The sequence below is a fragment of the Ligilactobacillus hohenheimensis genome (assembly GCF_947381805.1).
Classification (GTDB): Bacteria; Bacillota; Bacilli; order Lactobacillales; family Lactobacillaceae; genus Ligilactobacillus; species Ligilactobacillus hohenheimensis.
Window position 1 is genome coordinate 512,623 of sequence record NZ_CANCXC010000001.1, and the last position, 18,559, is coordinate 531,181.

At 44.2% G+C, this 18,559-nt stretch carries 22 protein-coding genes; 1 reads left to right on the forward strand and 21 read right to left on the reverse strand.

Translation table 11 applies throughout. The features are described 5' to 3' along the window. Positions 1–66: 66 nt before the first annotated feature. From QOR60_RS02555 to QOR60_RS02605, 11 genes are read right to left on the reverse strand one after another with little or no spacing between them, the layout of a single operon-like run. The gene (locus tag QOR60_RS02555; RefSeq protein ID WP_283581789.1) at positions 67–813 is read right to left on the reverse strand and encodes an alpha/beta fold hydrolase; all 747 of its coding nucleotides are present in this window, start codon (positions 811–813) and stop codon (positions 67–69) included. Then, on the reverse strand, positions 788–1,246 hold the full coding sequence (locus tag QOR60_RS02560) for an SRPBCC family protein (protein ID WP_283581790.1): 459 nt from the start codon (positions 1,244–1,246) through the stop codon (positions 788–790). The genes QOR60_RS02555 and QOR60_RS02560 overlap by 26 nt, the downstream gene beginning before the upstream one ends. Continuing rightward, positions 1,246–2,028: a cyclase family protein gene (locus QOR60_RS02565; RefSeq protein WP_283581791.1), complete on the reverse strand. Its 783-nt coding sequence runs from the start codon at positions 2,026–2,028 to the stop codon at positions 1,246–1,248. Before QOR60_RS02565 ends, QOR60_RS02560 begins: the two co-directional genes overlap by 1 nt. Then, positions 2,021–2,323, reverse strand: coding sequence for a carboxymuconolactone decarboxylase family protein (locus tag QOR60_RS02570; protein WP_283581792.1), 303 nt, complete (start codon positions 2,321–2,323; stop codon positions 2,021–2,023). The genes QOR60_RS02565 and QOR60_RS02570 overlap by 8 nt, the downstream gene beginning before the upstream one ends. Continuing rightward, the gene (locus QOR60_RS02575; RefSeq protein ID WP_283581793.1) at positions 2,307–2,681 is read right to left on the reverse strand and encodes a cupin domain-containing protein; all 375 of its coding nucleotides are present in this window, start codon (positions 2,679–2,681) and stop codon (positions 2,307–2,309) included. The genes QOR60_RS02570 and QOR60_RS02575 overlap by 17 nt, the downstream gene beginning before the upstream one ends. Continuing rightward, complete coding sequence (locus QOR60_RS02580) at positions 2,662–4,110, reverse strand: AMP-binding protein (protein WP_283581794.1); 1,449 nt, start codon at positions 4,108–4,110, stop codon at positions 2,662–2,664. Before QOR60_RS02580 ends, QOR60_RS02575 begins: the two co-directional genes overlap by 20 nt. A 2-nt stretch (positions 4,111–4,112) precedes the next feature. Continuing rightward, on the reverse strand, positions 4,113–4,478 hold the full coding sequence (locus QOR60_RS02585) for a holo-ACP synthase (RefSeq protein ID WP_283581795.1): 366 nt from the start codon (positions 4,476–4,478) through the stop codon (positions 4,113–4,115). Beyond that, positions 4,478–5,089 carry a class I SAM-dependent methyltransferase gene (locus QOR60_RS02590; protein WP_283581796.1) on the reverse strand — a complete coding sequence of 204 codons (612 nt, stop codon included), beginning with the start codon at positions 5,087–5,089 and terminating at the stop codon, positions 4,478–4,480. The genes QOR60_RS02585 and QOR60_RS02590 overlap by 1 nt, the downstream gene beginning before the upstream one ends. 2 nt (positions 5,090–5,091) lie before the next feature. After that, entirely contained in the window at positions 5,092–5,307 is a 216-nt protein-coding gene (locus tag QOR60_RS02595) for an acyl carrier protein (protein WP_283581797.1), read from the reverse strand. A 1-nt stretch (position 5,308) separates the two neighbouring features. Continuing rightward, the gene (locus tag QOR60_RS02600; RefSeq protein WP_283581798.1) at positions 5,309–6,505 is read right to left on the reverse strand and encodes a beta-ketoacyl synthase N-terminal-like domain-containing protein; all 1,197 of its coding nucleotides are present in this window, start codon (positions 6,503–6,505) and stop codon (positions 5,309–5,311) included. A 10-nt stretch (positions 6,506–6,515) separates the two neighbouring features. Then, positions 6,516–7,754 carry a beta-ketoacyl-[acyl-carrier-protein] synthase family protein gene (locus QOR60_RS02605; protein WP_283581799.1) on the reverse strand — a complete coding sequence of 413 codons (1,239 nt, stop codon included), beginning with the start codon at positions 7,752–7,754 and terminating at the stop codon, positions 6,516–6,518. Positions 7,755–7,987: 233 nt separating this feature from the next. Here QOR60_RS02605 and QOR60_RS02610 point away from each other — a divergent pair, with 233 nt between their 5' ends. After that, complete coding sequence (locus tag QOR60_RS02610) at positions 7,988–8,410, forward strand: YjdF family protein (RefSeq protein ID WP_283581800.1); 423 nt, start codon at positions 7,988–7,990, stop codon at positions 8,408–8,410. 156 nt (positions 8,411–8,566) lie between these two features. On the opposite strand, the gene rseP is transcribed toward QOR60_RS02610, so the two are convergent. The 10 genes from rseP to QOR60_RS02660 form a co-directional block, all read right to left on the reverse strand. Further along, entirely contained in the window at positions 8,567–9,838 is a 1,272-nt protein-coding gene (rseP, locus tag QOR60_RS02615) for an RIP metalloprotease RseP (protein WP_283581801.1), read from the reverse strand. Between the two features lie 15 nt (positions 9,839–9,853). Continuing rightward, positions 9,854–10,639, reverse strand: coding sequence for a phosphatidate cytidylyltransferase (locus QOR60_RS02620; RefSeq protein ID WP_283581802.1), 786 nt, complete (start codon positions 10,637–10,639; stop codon positions 9,854–9,856). Next, the gene (locus tag QOR60_RS02625; protein WP_283581803.1) at positions 10,640–11,425 is read right to left on the reverse strand and encodes an isoprenyl transferase; all 786 of its coding nucleotides are present in this window, start codon (positions 11,423–11,425) and stop codon (positions 10,640–10,642) included. Positions 11,426–11,496: 71 nt separating this feature from the next. Next, positions 11,497–12,060 (reverse strand): ribosome recycling factor, encoded by a 564-nt coding sequence (gene frr / locus QOR60_RS02630; RefSeq protein ID WP_283581804.1) that lies wholly within the window; start codon positions 12,058–12,060, stop codon positions 11,497–11,499. A 1-nt stretch (position 12,061) separates the two neighbouring features. Further along, on the reverse strand, positions 12,062–12,784 hold the full coding sequence (gene pyrH / locus QOR60_RS02635) for a UMP kinase (RefSeq protein ID WP_283581805.1): 723 nt from the start codon (positions 12,782–12,784) through the stop codon (positions 12,062–12,064). Between the two features lie 174 nt (positions 12,785–12,958). After that, on the reverse strand, positions 12,959–13,768 hold the full coding sequence (hdhA, locus tag QOR60_RS02640) for a 7alpha-hydroxysteroid dehydrogenase (protein WP_283581806.1): 810 nt from the start codon (positions 13,766–13,768) through the stop codon (positions 12,959–12,961). Positions 13,769–13,910: 142 nt separating this feature from the next. Then, positions 13,911–14,414, reverse strand: a complete 504-nt coding sequence (locus tag QOR60_RS02645) for a dihydrofolate reductase (RefSeq protein WP_283581807.1) — start codon at positions 14,412–14,414, stop codon at positions 13,911–13,913. Between the two features lie 11 nt (positions 14,415–14,425). Then, the gene (locus tag QOR60_RS02650) at positions 14,426–15,382 is read right to left on the reverse strand and encodes a thymidylate synthase (RefSeq protein ID WP_283581808.1); all 957 of its coding nucleotides are present in this window, start codon (positions 15,380–15,382) and stop codon (positions 14,426–14,428) included. 18 nt (positions 15,383–15,400) lie between these two features. Continuing rightward, positions 15,401–17,302, reverse strand: coding sequence for an ABC-F family ATP-binding cassette domain-containing protein (locus QOR60_RS02655; RefSeq protein WP_283581809.1), 1,902 nt, complete (start codon positions 17,300–17,302; stop codon positions 15,401–15,403). Further along, positions 17,302–18,516, reverse strand: coding sequence for a CCA tRNA nucleotidyltransferase (locus tag QOR60_RS02660; protein ID WP_283581810.1), 1,215 nt, complete (start codon positions 18,514–18,516; stop codon positions 17,302–17,304). The genes QOR60_RS02655 and QOR60_RS02660 overlap by 1 nt, the downstream gene beginning before the upstream one ends. Between the last annotated feature and the right edge of the window lie 43 nt (positions 18,517–18,559).

Below are 18,559 nucleotides of genomic sequence, written 5' to 3' on the forward strand. Positions count from 1 at the left end.
AAACCATCTCGGGAAAAGAATGTTCAAGCCTCGAAAGCATCTTAAATAAAACTGAATCTTTTTAGGTTATTTAAGTAAAATCCGATCAATAAAAGAAGTTATTACTTGTGATGTTTGAAATGGCCGTTCAAAAAAAACGTTATGTCCAGCTTTTTCTATACAACACAACCGAATATTATTGTTATTTTTTATTAACGACGTGATCTGTCTTTTTGATACTGTTTTATCATCCATTGGCCTAATTACCAATTTTGGTATTAATTCGTCATTATTGTTTTCAGATAAATCCTGACAAAGTAGAAAATCTTGCTTAATAATATCATCACTAAATCTAAATAGTTCTTCTTTAAATTCCAATATTTTTTGGGAATCCGTCTCGTTATAAAAACCTTTTTCTATCCCATTTTTGATATCAAATCTTTCTAAATTTAAATGCAATTTGTAAAACGGTGAAATAAGAACCTTTCCTACAATGTCTACATCTTTCATTTCAATTTTATTTGTAATATACGCCCCTAAAGAATGACCCGCTATTATAACTTTATCGATATTATATTTTTTACAGATGTTTTTAATCACATATTCCATATATCTAATTTCGTCTGAAACAGACCTACAGTTATAATCATTCACTTCATCGTATAAACTTCTAAACAATATGAAAGAATTTAGATCTAGGTTATCAGATAGTCCTTTCCATGATAACGGGCTTTCGGCTAAACCATGAATTAAAAAAATTGCATTTTTTGAAGTTGTACTTTTAACACTAGCATAAAAAGAAAAATCTTTACTTACCAAATATTTTGACTGCATTGTTTTTAACCAACCTAATTTCATTTTGAGAAGAATTTATTAAATGTTTAATAAGCCTATCTTTCTTATCTTTCGGTAATAAATCACTTATTTCAAATTCTTGTTTCCAAATCATTTTGGTCTTATTTTTTCCTAGATGTCGATACTCCCAAATTAAATTCATATATTTATATGGCAAAACTGGATCTAATCTTTTTGCTGTTACTCGAATCTCCTTGTCTGTCGCCTCCCACGTTCTTTCTGAAATCCATGAAACGATAGATCCATCATTCTCTCTATAATATAATCTGAACTTCACATAATTCTTCGATTTATCTAAAACATCTACCTTTGAATAATTGGAAAATAATCTTGGCCAATTCTCTACATTATTAGTAATTGTAAATAAATCGTTCATATCTAGATCTACATTTATTTCACATTTGGTTTTCATCATTTATTCTCCTTAACTATTGCAACAGCTCGAATCCAACTTGCATCAGCATTTTGTAATTTAATTGGGAAAAGACTTACAAAGAAATTAGAATCCGGTATTAATTTCAAATTACATAGCCTTTCAACTTGAACATATTCATGCTTTCTTCCAATCATATGAGCCGGCCAAAGAACATCGATATTACCAGTTTTCTTATATTCATCGATCATAACAGGAAATGACCTATCTACACCATAACTATCAATTCCTATAACTTTCACCTTTTTTTCTTCAACTAGATACTCTATAACTTCTTTTGAAACACCTGGTCCATCTGTAAAGTATTCTTTTTTTCCAAAATATCTATCCATCCCTGTTCTTAACAAAACAATAGTGCCCGGAGTAATTTTTAACTTCTGTTTTTTCTCTTGGTTAACAAAGTCTGACAACATTATATTTTTTTTTCGTGGGAATGAACTAAAATCTAGCTTTACAGCCTCTCCAAAAAACCATTCCAATGGCAAATCACTTACTGTTTTATAGTTTACATTCCCTGAAACCTCCGAAGCGCCATAATGACTAGGAGAATCTATATGCGTTCCCATATGCGTTTTGATATGATACTCATCCATTGTAATAAATTGGTTATCTGGAAATGCCTCTTTACTTATACCTGACTTTTGAGATATATATTCTACTCCATTTTTACCATTAAGTTTAATATGTTCAAACGAAATCGGTTCAGAACTATTTTTCATAACAGGCAAGCTCAAATCTATAATTTTATAACTTTTATTCATTGATAAAATCCTTTGTAATAGAGTATGCAATTTTAAACGCTTTATTTGTCACCGTAATTCCTACCACTGGCAATGCCAATAATATAGAATATAAAACTTCTTCTTGTGATGCCCCTTGCTCAATTGCCTTTTTGATGTGATGTTTTAATCCATTAAAGCCTTGATTTGATGTAAATATTCCTATTAGAATTAATTCTTTTTGCTTATTTGAAAAAGGACTTTCCGTCGTGATTTCTTTCGTTAACTCGAAAAATATCTTTGTAATTTCTGGACTAAATTTAATCATTTCTTTCATTTTCTTCCCCCAAATATGTGTGGCCTGATTGTTTAGATGGTGCTAACGGGTATGCAATATAAATCACTTTCACTCTCTGATCAGATATATTTTTTATTGTATAAGGTATATTCCTGGAAATAAAAATATGATCATTCTCATTCAAAGTTATCAAATTATTGTCACAATATAATTCAAAACTTCCACTTAATACATAAATCTCCTCATTACTGTATTCATGTACTAAACGTTGAGATTTGCCCACATCCAATGTGGATATTCCCACAGTTAAATTGGAATTTTTTAAAATACTAATCACTCTGCCGTATGGTGTACTAATATCTCTATCTTGTATCTTCTTAACTAATTTCCTTTCCATGATATTTATTAACCTCCCTTCTATCTATTTTTCCAGTGGCCCCTTTAGGAATTTTTTCTAGTTCGTAATAATGTTGAGGTATCATATAAGGTTCAAGATTTTTTCTCATAAATGAATTTATTAATGATCTTGATATCTTCTGTGAGCTATTCACCACAACACTTGCACAAACAGATGAAATATTTAACTTATCCTCTGACCGAAAAACTACAGCCTCTTTTATAAAGGGTAACTTTAAAAGCTCATTTTCTACTGTTTCTGCTTTAATCCACATTCCCTTAACTTTAAATAAATCATTACTTCTTCCGCAATACCAAAAGAAATCTTCGTCATCCTTATAGAAGTAGTCGCCTGTAAACATTCCTTCTTCTTTTATTTCAGAAGAGTTCGATCCTAAATAACCAGTAGTAAGGCTTTTTCCTTCAACAAAAAGTCTTCCAACTGTACCATCTGAAACTTCATTTAAGTTTTCATTTAATATTTTTGCCTTATACCCTTTTATTACTTTTCCTACACTCCCAATTTTATTATTCGAAAAGGTGTTGGTAAAAAAAGTATATAAAAATTCAGTTGTACCCATACCCTCTAACAGTGGTATACGAAATCTTTTTTCCCAATCCTTAGCAATTTGAGAAGGTAAAGTTTCACCACAAGCAATTGATTCTCTAAATTTAATATCGTTAGGCCTTTCTTCCATTAGTTTTAATAAACTTCCATAGACTGAAGGAACTGCCAAAATTACAGAAGGATGCAACTCTTTAACTATATTGATTATACTAAATATGCCGTTTTTTTCTCCCATAATTACTGTACTATTGGCATAGAAAGGTAAATACATTATATTTCCAAATCCAAATGCAAACGGAATTTTAGATACTGAAAACACTTTATCAGATGGTAAAAAACCTACCTCTGTCTTTTGAAATGCTTTAGCACAATATTCCATATCACGAATACTATGAGGAACAAACTTAGGCATTCCCGTGCTACCAGATGTAAATAAATAAAAGGCAGTTTCTTCACTATCAAATGAGCAGTAATCTTCTTTCGCCTTTTTCCCTTCTAACCGAGCAATATCGATTAGTGGAATAGTATACTTTTCATACCTTTCTATATTATCTGTAATTATCTTTTTGGGACGTTTCAAATCAAATATTTCTCTTAAGTCTTTTTCATTTGTCTTAATATTTACCACCATTACTTTTACGTGGCTTAGGATACATGCCCAAAATGTAAAAATATACATCGGAGAATCTTCTGCAATAATAGCTACTGTATCTTGTTTAGAAATTTTCATCGATTTGAACTTAGCTACTACATAATTTATGTGTTCCACTACATCCTGATAAGAATATTGATCATGTTCATCAATAATTGCTGTTCTTTTTCTATCTTTATTAAAAAGACATTTTTTTATAAAGAAGTTCAACGTTATTTCTCCATTACCACATTAGTTATAACTACGGAAGGTATAACAACAATTGTTACAAACCATCTCATCTTAGAATCTATTAAATACCCGATATTATTACTAAATTTAATTTCTAATTTATTTTCTTTCACTAATATTTCAATATCCGAAAATTTAAATCCCCTTATTCCCGTTCCTAATGATTTTGACACAGACTCTTTTAATGAAAAAAGTACTGTTGCTATTTCCATCCCATTCTTGTATGAATTAATTAAATTCCATTCTTGCTTTGTATAAATAAAATCAACTACACTTGCCCTATGGTTAGATATTATTCTCTCGATTCGACCTATATTTTGTATGTCTAAACCTATTCCTTGTATCATCATCTTTCACGCCATAAAGAAAACCATCCTAACGGAAATTTCCTTTTTTGTGTAGAAAACGATAAAACATGTTCTAATCGTTCAAGTTTAAAATCTTTATGGAATGTATCAATTAATTCATCACTAGAAATGCGTCTAGGTTGTGGACCTCCAGGAATCTTATCTGAAAAACATCGAAGAATGAACATCCCTTTAGGCTTTAATAATTTAACAACTTTTTCTTCATATCGTACTCTTTCTTCATCAGATAAATGATGAAAACATCCTTGATCTGTAATAACATCAAACTTTTCATTTAAATTATCATCTGTTAATATATTACCCACTTTCCAATTTACTTTAGTATCATAGACATTAGCTAACTCTCTCGCCTTCGAAATTGCACTTTCTGATATATCTAAGGCAGTTACATTCATTCCTCTCACCGCTAAAAAAACAGATTCAGACCCAATACCACAACCAATTTCTAATACCCTAGAATTCGGTTTAATTTTATTAGTATAAACTAAATTTACTAATTCCGGATTAGCTGTTCCGGCAATCCACTCCTGCTCTGAAACCTTTTTTTCTGAATATACTTTTTTATAGTATTCTTCAATCTCTTTAGTCATTGTTAATCCTCCTCAATTACGCGAACCAATTCGTTTAATGTTAGTGAATCATCATCTAAATTAACGTTTTTCCCAAAATTATCTTTTATAGCTAATGCCAAATCAACTTTTTCAGTTGAATCCAAAGCTAAATCTCCGACTGTTTTACTTTCTTCAATTTCGTTTTCTTCAAATCCCATATCTTGCAAATAACACTTTAAAAATTCATACACTTTCATCTTATTTTCCTCCAACTCTTTTTACTAATACCGCTGTATTTACGCCTTCACGTGACCTATTTACAATCAAAATATAGTTTCCATTGAAATTAATTGTATGTTTTAATAAGCTAACGTTATTTATGGTTTTATAATCATAATCGATTCCGACTACCCTATTCTTAGAAAAAAATAGTAACCCATTTATTAAGTCTGTCATAGTGGATGCACCATATAATCCGCCATATAACATTTTAGGAACTGTAACAATTGTTTGCGGGGAAAGACGCTTTATAAAATTCGCTTCAATTTGGTCTGAAACTTTATCTCCAGAACCTTCAGGTAAGAATAAACTTACATCTTTAATCGATAAGTTATTTCTCTCCAAAAGTGAAAAAATGCAATAATCGTATTCCATCCCATTAATTGAATTATCTTTAGTACAGTTTATATCAACTAACTCTCCTAAGATTTGGGCTTTTCTCGCAATTGCGTGTTTTTCAGTTTCTAAGATAGCAAATGCACTACCCTCTCCAAGAATTTGTCCTTGTGTATTTCGATCAAACGGATGTACAGTCTTATATTTTTTACCCAAATAAAATGTACCTAGTTGTGAATAACAACTTGTGGCTAATTTTGTAATTGGCGCTTCTGTACCACCACATAGCACAACATCATCGAACCCGTTAACTAATGATTCAAAGGCAAATTTTAACGCGAATGAGCCACTACATTTACCGGCTACAAAACTTTTAGAGTATCCTTTGACTTGGTTTTTAATTGAAATAAACCCTTGTGGAGCTGCGGGAAACCATGCCGTTGCTTGCCAAGGATTAACATATTCTGCACCTTTTTGGTATAACTCACTAAAACCTTTTTCCGAGATATCCCATCCCCCTGAGTTATTTCCGACAAATACTCCAATTTTATACGGATTCTCATTTTCTAATTGTAAATCCCCATTTTGAATAGCTTCATTTGAAGCTATCATTGCATATCGGATAAATGTATCAATTTTATGATTTAGTCTTCTAGGAATTTTAGAAAAATCAATATTATTAACCAACCCTCCAATTTTAATATCTTGCTTTTCCTTTTTATATTTATCAATATTTCTAATTCCTGTCTTACAGTGAAATAAATTTTTTGAGTATTCTTGAAGACTATTGCCTAAGGGATTTACAATTCCAATACCTGTTATAACAACTTTATCCTTCAATCTAACAATCCTACACTTTCTGTAAAATACATGCTGAATGGATTCCTCCAAAACCACTCGCCATTACTAAAGCATTATTCACTTTTCCCCTTCTTGGCCTTTTAACAATATTTAAATTACATTTAGGATCCTCATATCTGTAATTTATATTTGGAGGTAGGTATTGATATTTAATCGCACCTATTGTACTAACAATTGCCATTAAACTCGCGGAAGAAAGTGAATGCCCCATCATAGACTTAGTCGAGCTCACAGGAATATTCTTAGCATTACCTCCAAACACATTCCTGATTGCATTTGCTTCACAACTGTCATTTTGTAAAGTTGAACTTCCATGAGCATTTATGTAATCAATATCAGTGGCTGAACATTTACTCATATCCATTACTCGTTTTATTACGTGTTCTAATACGGTTGAATCTTTTAAATCTGTCATATGATACGCATTATTTAAACTAAATGCGCCGGAAATCTTTGCTAATATTTTAGAATTCCGTTTTTCTGCATATTCCTTTTTCTCTAATACTAATGCCGTAGCCCCTTCTGAAATAACAAAACCTGCTCTTTTTCTGTCGAAAGGTCTAGAGGCTTCACAAGGTTTCCCATTCCATTTAGAAAGAGCACCTATTGCATCTAGTGTTGAATATGTCAAACTGCATAATGGGGCTTCTGATGCTCCAACAACAACCGCTTTGGCTTCATTACTATTTAATAACTGAATTGCTGTTATCATAGCATCTAAACCAGCTGTACATCCCGTAGATAAAGAACAACAAACGTTTTTGAAATCAAATTTCTCAGCTATATACGTTGCAGGATAGTTAAACATCCCATCGTTATAAAATTCTTCACCAATCTCTTTGTTTTTGATTGAAGTTGTGCCATTAGAGGTCATTTGCTCATAAATTTTTTGAATCTCAGGTGTTCCTCCAATAGCTGAACTATAGATAACTGCAATATCTTTTGGATCATAATATTCATTAAAATCAGCATCAAAAATTGACTGAAAACCAGCAGCAACTCCCATTTGTATAAACCTTGCTTTCTTACAAAGTTCATCATCATTTATAATATCCTTTATATTAAAATGTTGGATTGGAACATAGACTTTTGATTTTAAATTATTATCTTCCATTACTTTACAATGTTTTATTTTAGATACTCCTTTAAAATCATTTTCCCAGAATTCTTGTGATCCAACTCCCAAGGGCGAAACAACTCCAATCCCAGTAATTACAATGTCATCCATGAAATTCTCCTTTTAATCCTTTAATTAATAATTAATGTTAGTTAATTATCAACACACGTTGATTATAATACGTGTTTCTATACATTTCAAACTATTTTTTATCTGGTATAATAAAATCAGTGAACTATGAATCAAAAATATTATTTAACCGATAGTAAAATAATATTGTAAGTACCCATCCTTATAAGTTATGCTTCTTCGTAGAAAACAAAATAAATGTAGGAGGAATTTATATGAATAAACTAAAACTAACTATCGTATTTGATGCTCCATTTTATAAAGCGATATTTGAAAAAATGAATGGAAAATCGTACTCTGTTGCATCAGTTAACTTAGGAACTTCTGAGCCTAAAACACGAGATATCTATCATTTAATTCTAAATAATTGGAACCAAATCCAATTTTACAAAGAAAAAAATATAATCAAAGAAAAATATGACCACGTTAACATTAAAAAAATCCAAAAAAAAATAAGGCAAGATAAAAAGAAAACACTTAAATTTAAGGGAACAAAAGCCCAACAAGCACTACAAAAACAACATGAAAATATAAAGAAAAAAAGAAAAAAAAAGAAAAAAATCGATACCGAAAAGCAAAAAGAAAGGAGATTCATATTAAGACAGCAAAAAAAGAAGCAAAAACACAGAGGACACTAAACTAATACATTCTCAAAAAATACATTCCTAAAACGACATAAATTATATAATAAAAAAGTGATAATTAAGCATTTAAGGCCTAGTCATCACTTTTCGGCTTTACACTAAATCCTGCTAATGCAGTTTAACATTCTTTTTTCGTTACACTTTATTTAGTTAAAAGAAGTACCGGCGCAAATCGTTCCACGTCACCAGGAACATCAGCACCATCAAAAACCCAAACCCAATCAACGTCAGGGTCTCTTCCACCTTCTGGCTAATCGGCTTCCGCCGGACCGCCTCGATCAGGTTTAACAGGATTTTCCCCCCGTCAAGGGCTGGAATCGGTAGCAGGTTAATGATCGCCAGGTTGATTGATAGGAACGCCGTGAGGCTCACAATGCTGATAAGCCCCTGCTTGGCGGCGTGTTCGGTGTACGAGAACATGGCCACCGGCCCCCCTAAATCGTTGAGGTGGAATCCGTGCGTAATCATTGTGCCCAACGCCCCGAAGAGCGCTTTGGTCATCGTCCACGTCTGGGTAAAACCATATCCGACCATCGTAAAGAAATGGTGGTTTAAGACCACCTTTCCCATGATGCCAATCTGACCCAGCCGTTTCCCGTTTTGCTTAACCACCTTGGGCGTCAGCGTCATCTGCCGGACCCGGTGACCCCGGCGGACGGTAAACGTCGTCTTCTGACCACCGCGCTGCTCGATTGCCCGTGTTAGTTCCGTCCAGTTAGTGGTTTTGTGTCCAGCAACCCGCAGAATCTGGTCGTTGGCGCGTAACCCCGCCTTCTGGGCAACTGAATGGGGTTCAACGCGCCCAACGGCATTGGTGACCTGAGGAGCACCGCCGTGCAGAAACGCAACCAGCATAAACGCCGCAATGGCTAATAGCACGTTGTTGAACGGCCCCGCCACGTTCGTCAGCATCAGTTTCCACACGCTCACCGACTGGTACTGAACGTCCCGCGGCGCAACCTGCACCGGCGTGCCGTCCGGTTCAACCACCGTCGCATCGCGCGCAACCTTAAACCGGTGCACCTCTTCGCCGGCACCGGTTTCATACCCCTCAATCCACAGCTTGTCCTGCAAATCCCAGTCCGTCACTTCCAGTGGTAAACCAGTTAAACTCGGGTGGTCGCGGCGCAGATCAATGGTTCGAACGACCTCATCGTCATCCGTCGTTAAAAGGGCAGCCATTCCCTTTTGAAGGGCGTCCTCATCGTCCAACCCCGCCATCCGGACGTAACCGCCCAGCGGGAGAATCCGGATCGTGTACGTTGTGCCGTTTTTCCGGTACGCAAAGAGCTTGGGGCCCATTCCGATGGAAAACTCGCGCACAAGGATTCCGGACCGCTTCGCAACGTAGTAGTGCCCGAATTCGTGCACCGTGACCAGCACCCCGAAAACAATAACAAACGCAATAATCGTAATAATCATTTTCGGCGTCCCCCGTTAAATCAAACCAAAGAGGTGCATCAGCGGTAAGACGAACAGTAACGAGTCAAACCGGTCCAGGATACCACCGTGCCCCGGCAAAATCTTCCCGGAGTCCTTAACCCCGTAGTGCCGCTTAAAGGCTGATTCGACCAGGTCGCCGATTTGGCCGGCAACTGACAGCGCCAGCGTAATCAGCAGCATCACCGGTAAGGAGTACTTCTTCAGCGGGAAGAAGTACAGGTAGATTCCGACCAAAATCACGGTCGCAACGGTCCCACCAATTGACCCTTCCCAGGTCTTGTTCGGGCTCATCTTCGGGGCCAGCTTGTGTTTGCCAATTTGCCGCCCAATCATGTAAGCCCCACTGTCGGTGATCCACACAATTAATAGGCCGTATAAGATCGTTGTTAACCCGACGTTCCGGGCGGCAATCATGTAGTGGAAGCCCAGCCCGGCGTATACGGCACACAGGACCAGCGCCCCGGCATCATCAAACGAGAAGCGGTTCTTGGACGCCACCGTGTACAGTAACAGAATCAGGGCAAAGAAGTACAGCAAATCAAGGTGCGTAATTCCCGGAATAACCCGCAACCATGAATCCGGCACCAGCATGCCCGCCATCATTAGAAAACTCAGACCGGCTTCCGGAGAAACCAGGAGCTTCTTTTTCATCGTCAACATTTCCGACATTGCCACCAGCCCCATCGCTACTACCAGGATGCTGAATGGCGTCCCGCCACAAATCAGCAGCGGGATAAAGATAATCATGGCCACAATGGCCGTAATCACACGTTGTTTCATTTATTTTTCGTCCTTTCCGTCATCAAGTCCCCCAAAGCGCCGGTGCCGCTGCTGGAACGCAGCAATGTTGCGCGCCAGTTCATCGGGAGTGTAGTCCGGCCAGTACACGTCCGTAAAGACCAATTCACTGTAAGCTAATTGCCACAACAGGAAGTTAGAGATCCGCTCCTCACCACTCGTCCGGATTAAAACGTCCGGATCGGCGTCCGGGGCTAGCGGTGCCGTCATCATATGGGCGCTGAGCGTTTCTTCAGTAATCTCATCCGGAGTAAGTTTCCCAGCCTGCACTTCGCGGGCAATCTGCTGTACCCCGGTAACGATTTCCGCGCGACCACCGTAGTTCAGCGCAAAGTTGAGCACCATGCCCGTACAGTGGGCGGTCTGGGCAATCGCGTCGTTGACGGCCTTCTGCGTCCTTGCCGGCAATTGGTCCATGTAGCCCATCACGTTGACCCGCACGTTATTTTCGATTAATTCCGGGACAAACGTACTGAAAAACTTTACTGGTAAGTCCATCAGGTAGTTGACCTCAGCATCCGGCCGCTTCCAGTTTTCCGTTGAAAACGCATAAAGCGTCAGTACCTTAATTCCCAGGTGACTGGCCGCCTTCGTAATTTCCTTGACGACTTCCATGCCGCGCTTATGCCCCGCAACCCGCGGGAGGTGGCGTTTCTGCGCCCACCGGCCGTTGCCGTCCATGATAATTGCCACGTGGTGCGGAATCCGCTCGTGGTCAAGCTCCGGAACGGCTTCATTCTGACGGTGATTTTTAAACCCGAGTTCCATCTCATTCCTCCTTTAAACCAACGCAAAAGAAAACAGGGGTCAGCTGGGACCGGCCCCCGTTACTTTCATTTTTACCCTTCGAGGACTTCCTGTTCCTTAGCGGCAACGATGTCCTCAACCTGCTTGATTCCTTCGTTGGTAAGCTGTTGGGCCTGATCTTCCAAGTCGTGCAGGTCGTCATCCGTTAGGTCACCGGCCTTGTGGGCCTTCTTGAGCTTGTCCATCATTTCCCGCCGGACACGCCGAACAGCAATCTTACCCTCTTCACCGGTTGCCTTCACCTGCTTGGCGAGCTCCTTCCGCCGCTCTTCGGTCAACTGCGGGATTACCAACCGGATAGCCGACCCATCGTTCATCGGCGCAATTCCCAGGTCAGATGCCAGGATGGCCTTTTCGATGTCCTTCAAGGAACTCTTGTCAAACGGCGTGACTAAGAGCACCCGGGCTTCCGGAATGGTAATCTGGGCAATCTGGTTTAACGGCGTTGGGGCGCCGTAGTATTCCACCATAATCCGGTTTAAGAGACTGGCGTTCGCCCGGCCAGCACGGATGTTTCCGAGTTCGCGCTGGAGGTTCTGCTCAGCCTTCTTCATTTTTTCCTGTGCGTCTTTTAATACTGGATCCGTAACCTTCATTTTACTTGCCCTCCACTGTTGTTCCGATTGGGGCCCCTTCAACAACCTTCTTGATGTTGCCCCGCTCGTTCATGTTAAAGACCACCAACGGGATGTCGTTTTCCATGGATAGGGATGATGCCGTGGTGTCCATCACGTTCAGCCCGCGGTTAATGATATCCATGTGGGTCAGTTTATCAAACTTCGTGGCCGTTTCGTCCTTCCGCGGGTCAGCGGAGTAAATCCCGTCAACGCCGTTCTTGGCCATTAAAATCACGTCCGCATTGATCTCAGATGCCCGCAGTGCTGCGGTGGTATCCGTTGAGAAGTACGGGGAGCCCGTTCCGGCGGCAAAAATCACAATCCGGTTCTTTTCAAGGTGCCGGATGGCCTTCCGCCGAATATATGGCTCGGCAATCTGCCGCATCTCAATCGATGTCTGAACCCGGGTCGGTACGTCAAGCTGCTCGAGATTGTCCTGCAGCGCCAGGGCGTTCATTACCGTCCCCAGCATGCCGATGTAGTCCGCCTGGGAACGTTCCATTCCCATCTGGGCGCCAGCTTCCCCGCGCCACATGTTGCCCCCGCCAACAACGATGGCAACCTGGACACCGAGATCATGGACATCCTTGATTTCCTTAGCAACCTTCATGATCTCCGGCGGGTTAATGCCCCGGCCCTGTTCACCGGCAAGGGCTTCCCCACTTAACTTTAACAGTACGCGCTTATACTTTACGTCCGTCATGTCCGTCCTCCTCAAGGTTTGTTCCGTGTTCGAAAATCCGAACCATTAGTGGTATTCTACCATATCTCTAGAATTGATGAACACAAAATCATCCGGAAGAACGGTTACATTTATAAAAAGATGTGTGCAGCCGAAAAAAGGAAGGGCCACAAGCGGCCCCTTTCCTTCCTTAGGTTACTTTTCAAAATGATTATCCTTCCCCAGCGTTGCGTTATAAATCGGGGTCGACATCCCAAAGCCACCGGCAACCGGTAACAGCTGTCCCGTGATGTAGGATGAGTCGTCGCTTGCCAAAAAGACCGCCGCCTTCGCGATGTCTGCCGGTTTCCCCGGCCGGTTTAACGGGACGTTCTTGATAAACGTGTCCCAGAACTGGCCGGACATGTTATCAACGGCCGCGTCCGTCGCAATCAGTCCCGGCATAATTGCGTTGCACCGGATACCGTCGTGGGCGTACTGCGTGGCGACCTGCTGGGTCAGCATGTTAATCGCCGCCTTGGACGTCCCGTATGCCGTCCGGGCAACGTCCGGCGTGGCCCCGCCAACCGACGAAATGTTAATGATGCTGCCTCCGGTCTTCTGCTGCTGCATCTGCTTAATGGCGTACCGGCAGCTGTAGTAAACGCTCGCCACGTTCGTCTTAAGGATCGTGAAGAACATCTCCGGGTCGCCCGTTGTCACCGTCAGGTCTTTGTCGGTATCCGTCCGGCCAAAGTTGTTTACGAGGATGTCCACGTGACCCTCCTTTTCAGCCACTTCTTTGATCATCGGTTCGTAGGTGTCAAACTCAAAGGCGTTGTAAATCACGTGGCGGTAACGGTTGTTTTCCGCATGGAGCTTCGTTACCAGGTTGCGGTTCTTTTCGCTGTCGCGCACCGCCATGTACACGATGGCCCCCGCCGCCACCATTTCCTGCGCAATCGCAAAGCCGATTCCCCGGCTGGACGCCGTGACGATGGCGACCCTATTCGTTAAATCAGTCATGTTATCACTCCTATTAGTTGATAATTCGTACTAAATGCCGTGGCTCCATTATAGCAAACCACCACACCATAAAAAAGCTAACCGCTCATTAAAAGGCGATTAGCTTAACGATATTCCTTCAACCCCACTTGAGGGCAATTTTTTATTTCCGCTGATAGACCACAAAAGTGTGGGTGTACTTATTCCGTTCGTCCATCTTTCCCGCAACCCGACGCACTTCCTCAAACTGGTCGTAATCAAGCGCCGGCATCGTCGTATCAGCCGGAAACGTTTCTTCAATCTGCGTAACGTACAGCCGGTCCACCCGTGCTGCGTACATGCGGAAAAGCGTGGCCCCACCAATGATAAAGACCAGTTCATTTTCGTGCGCTGCCAGCCAGTCATCCAGCTGGTCCTGGTCAAACACAAACTCAACTTGCGGGTTATCCGCATACTGGGCGGCCAACTGCCGGTCGTGCGTTAGTACCACGTGATGGCGGTGCGGTAACGGGTGCGGAAAGCTCTCAAACGTCCGCCGCCCCATCACAACCGGGTGATTGAGCGTCGTGTGCTTAAAATACTGCAGGTCATCCGGCAACCGCCACGGGAGGTGGCCATCCACCCCGATGTGGTGCGCGAAATCTTCTGCCCAAATAAACGCAAGCATTCCGATCCCTCCTAGACGGCCACGGGCGCCTTAATTGCGCCGGCCGGATGGTAATCCTGAACCTTGATGTCATCCAGGTCAAAATCAGCTAAATCGTGTTTCTCTGGGTTCAGCCACAGCGTTGGGGCATCCACCGGTTTGCGGCTCAGCTGTTCTTCCACCTGCTTGAAGTGGTTCTTGTAGATGTGCGCGTCACCGAGCGTGTGCACAAAGTCCCCAACTTCGAGGTCCGTTGCCCGGGCCACCAGGTGCGTGAGGAGGGCGTAGCTGGCAATGTTAAACGGCACGCCCAGGAAGATGTCCCCACTCCGCTGGTACAGCTGGCAGCTGAGTTTACCGTCAGCCACGTAGAACTGGAAGAGCGTGTGGCACGGCGGGAGCGCCATTGCCGGGACGTCCTCCGGGTTCCACGCTGACACGATCAGCCGCCGGGACGTCGGGTTCGTCTTAATTTGTTCAATCACGTTGGCAATCTGGTCAATCGTTGTTCCCCGCCGGGTTTGCCAGTGGCGCCACTGCGCGCCGTAGACGTTGCCGAGGTTGCCGTACTTCGCCGCAAACGCATCGTCGTTTACGATGCGCTCACAGAACAGCTTCTTTTGCTTCTGGTACTCCTCGTTAAACACCGGATCGCGCTGAGAACGCAGCCCAAAGTCGGTCATGTCCGGCCCCTGGTACTCGTCACTAGCCACCCACTTTTCAAAGGCCCACTCGTCCCAAATGTGGTTGTTGTGCTTTAACAGGTACTGAATATTGGTGTCCCCGTGCAGGAACCACAGAAGCTCGCTCTTAATCAGCCCCAGTGGGACCCGCTTGGTGGTCAACAGCGGAAAGCCATCCGCCAAGTGGAAGCGCATCTGGTAGCCAAACAGGCTCCGGGTGCCCGTCCCCGTCCGATCATCCTTATTGTATCCGTGTTCGTACACGTCCCGCATCATTTCCAGGTACGGCGTTTCAACAATTGCCATTTCCCCGACTCCTTTCAGTTAGTCGACATACGCACTCAATTCGTCCCAGCGCGCCATCTTGGTGTCAATCTGGGCGTTCAGGTCGTCAAGCTGCTGCTGAAGCTCTGCCAGGTGGGTGTAATCGTCCCCCGCACTGGCCGTCATCTCCTGCGCCACGGCCTGCTTTTGCTCCTCAAGTGCGTCAATCTCATCTTCTAGTTTATCAAACTCCAGCTGCTCCGCGTAGGTCAGCTTCTTCTTTGGCGTGTCCTGCGGTGCCGGGTCGTTCGGCTTTCCCGCTGCTTTTGGTTTGGCCTGCGTCTTTTCTTTCTCCTGGGTTGCATTCTGCTTAGCCGCCAGGTACTCCGTAAAGCGGCCGGTGTAGCGCTCAATGCGCGCGTCCCCGTCGAAGATTAAGAGCTGGTCCACGACCTTATCTAAGAAGTAGCGGTCGTGGGAAACCGTAATCACAGTTCCCTTGAACTGCTCCAGGTAATCCTCCAGCACGGTTAAGGTCCCGACATCCAGGTCGTTGGTTGGTTCGTCAAGCACCAGAACGTTTGGCTGGCTCATCAGGAGCTTGAGGAGGTACAGCCGCCGCTGTTCGCCCCCGGAAAGCTTCCGAATCAGCGTCCCGTGCATGAAGCGCGGAAACAGGAACTGCTCGAGCAGCTGCGTGGTGCTAATCCGGTCGCCGTCCTTGTTAACAACACTCTGACCGACCTCGTTTAGGTAACTGATGACCCGTTTGTCCGGCGGCAACTGCTCCATGTGCTGTTTGTAGTAGGCAAGCCGAACGGTCTCACCGCGGACAACTTTCCCCGCATCAAGGGATTGATCACCAACCAGGGCGTTTAAAAAGCTGGTCTTGCCGGCACCGTTCATCCCGGTAATGCCGATCCGGGCCCCGCCCTGAATCAGCAGGTTAAAGTCCTGCATGATGCGGTGGTCACCCAGCGTGAGCGCGGCATCCTTTAACTCCAACACCTTTTTGCCGAGGCGCTGCTGGCCGAGGTTAATGTTGACCTGGCCGTCGACCTGTACGTGGCCGAGATTGTCTTCCAGTTCATGAAAGTGGTTGATCCGCGCCTGCTGCTTGGTTGAGCGTGCCTTGGCCCCGGTCCGCATCCACGCCAACTCCTTCTTATAGAGCTGCTGTTGCTTGTGCTCCTGGGTCAACTCGCGGTCAACCCGCGCCGCCTTTTGCCGCACAAAATCCTCGTAGTTCCCGGTATACTGGTACAGCTTCCCGAATGACAGCTCAAAAATCTGCGTTGCCACCTGGTCGAGGAAATACCGGTCGTGGGTGACGATAATCAGCGCCCCCTTGTATCCCTGTAAGTACTCCTCCAACCACGCAATCGAATCAAAGTCGAGGTGGTTGGTCGGTTCGTCCAGGATTAAGAGATCGGGCGCCTGTAAGAGCACCTGCGCCATGCCAATCCGCTTTTGCTGACCGCCTGACAGCGTCCCCACCCGCTGGTTAAAATCCTTGATGTGCAGCTGCGTTAAGATCGCCTTCGCTTCGTTATCCGCATTCCACGCATCTTCCTGATTCATCCGTTCTTCCGCCCGCACGTAGCGCCGCTCCGCCTGCGGATCATCAGGGTGTTCCCCGTACGTCGCGACCGCCGCTTCGTATTCGCGGATGGTTTGAAACACCGGCGCCGCCCCGTCAAAGACGGCCGCCAGCACCGTTTTATCCGGATCCAGCTGCGGGGTCTGCATCAGGTAGCCAATCCGATAATCGTTGGGTTTAGCCAGCTGCCCAGAATCGGCCGGGTCCACCCCACTCAGGGCGTTCATCAGCGTTGTTTTCCCGGACCCGTTCGTCCCAATCACGCCAATCCGGTCGTGTTCGTTCACGATGAAGTTCAGGTCGTCAAACAGCGTCTTTTCACCGTAGGTCTTCGTCAGGTGTTCCACCCGTAACGTTTGCATTAGTCGCTCATCTCCTTTAGGACGGTTTGGGCAAACGCAATTAAGGCTGCGTGGTCATTTGGTAGTTCGCCGGCAACCACGCGCCGCTCCGCCTGCGCAAGCACCCGGCCAAATGCCGGCCCTGGCCGCACCCCTAATTCATTCATCAGGTCCTGCCCGGTTAGCCGTAATTCATGCTTGTCCTTAATCGGTAAGGCATCGTACCGCGCCAGCAAATTTTCCGGAACGGCAATGCCCAGCAAGCCCGCAACCACCTCGGCCCGTTCCAACGCTGGCCGGCCCACCGTGTACGCCGTCCACGCATCCACGCCGGTTGCCTGCAGCTTAGTTACCACCGTCCGGGCAGCGGTAACCGCCGCAATGGTATCGTTGGCACACTTCCACTGCCGCAAAAACTTGGCGGTCTGTTTTTCGTTCAGCCCCATCACCGCTGTCAGGAGCGTCCACGCCGCGTTTTCGTCCGGTAAATCAATGGTCGGCAACTGCACGAGTCGCTCCAGTGCTGGGCGGGCCTGTGCCATTCCCGGACAGTACCGGTACAATTCAGCCTGCGTGAACTGTTCGATTCCCTGGCGCGGGTTCTTTCCCAATAGGAGCTTGATAAATTCAACGTGAATCCGTTCAACCGCAATCTTTTCTAAGAGCGGGGCGTTTTCCTTAATCGCCGCAAACGTCGCCGGATCCATCCGGAAGTCCAGCTGGCTACCAAAGCGGACCGCCCGCATCATCCGGAGAGCGTCCTCGTGGAACCGTTCGGCGGGTTCGCCCACCGCGCGGATAATGCCGTGCTTGAGGTCGGTTAACCCGTCAAAGTGGTCCACCACCGTCCCGTCCAAGCGCATCGCCAGCGCGTTAATCGTCAGGTCGCGCCGCTTCAAGTCCTCACCGAGGGAGCGGACAAACTCCACGTGGTCGGGTCGCCGGAAATCCTGGTACGCCGATTCCGTCCGGAAGGTCGTGACTTCGTAGCCCGTGCCATGATCCAGCACCATCACCGTTCCGTGTTCAATACCAGTATCAACGGTGTGCTTAAAGAGCTGCTTGATTTCAGCGGGGTAGGCACTCGACGCAATGTCAACGTCGTGGAGCGGAATCCCCAGCAGCGTGTCGCGGACGCACCCGCCGACAAAGTACGCTTCGTAGCCGCCCTGCTCAATCGTGGCTAACACCGGTTTGGCCTTCTCAAAGGCTGGTGGTAGGTTCGTAATCTTCATTAATTCGTCCCTCCGTTCCGCATAATTCACTGCCTTTCATTTT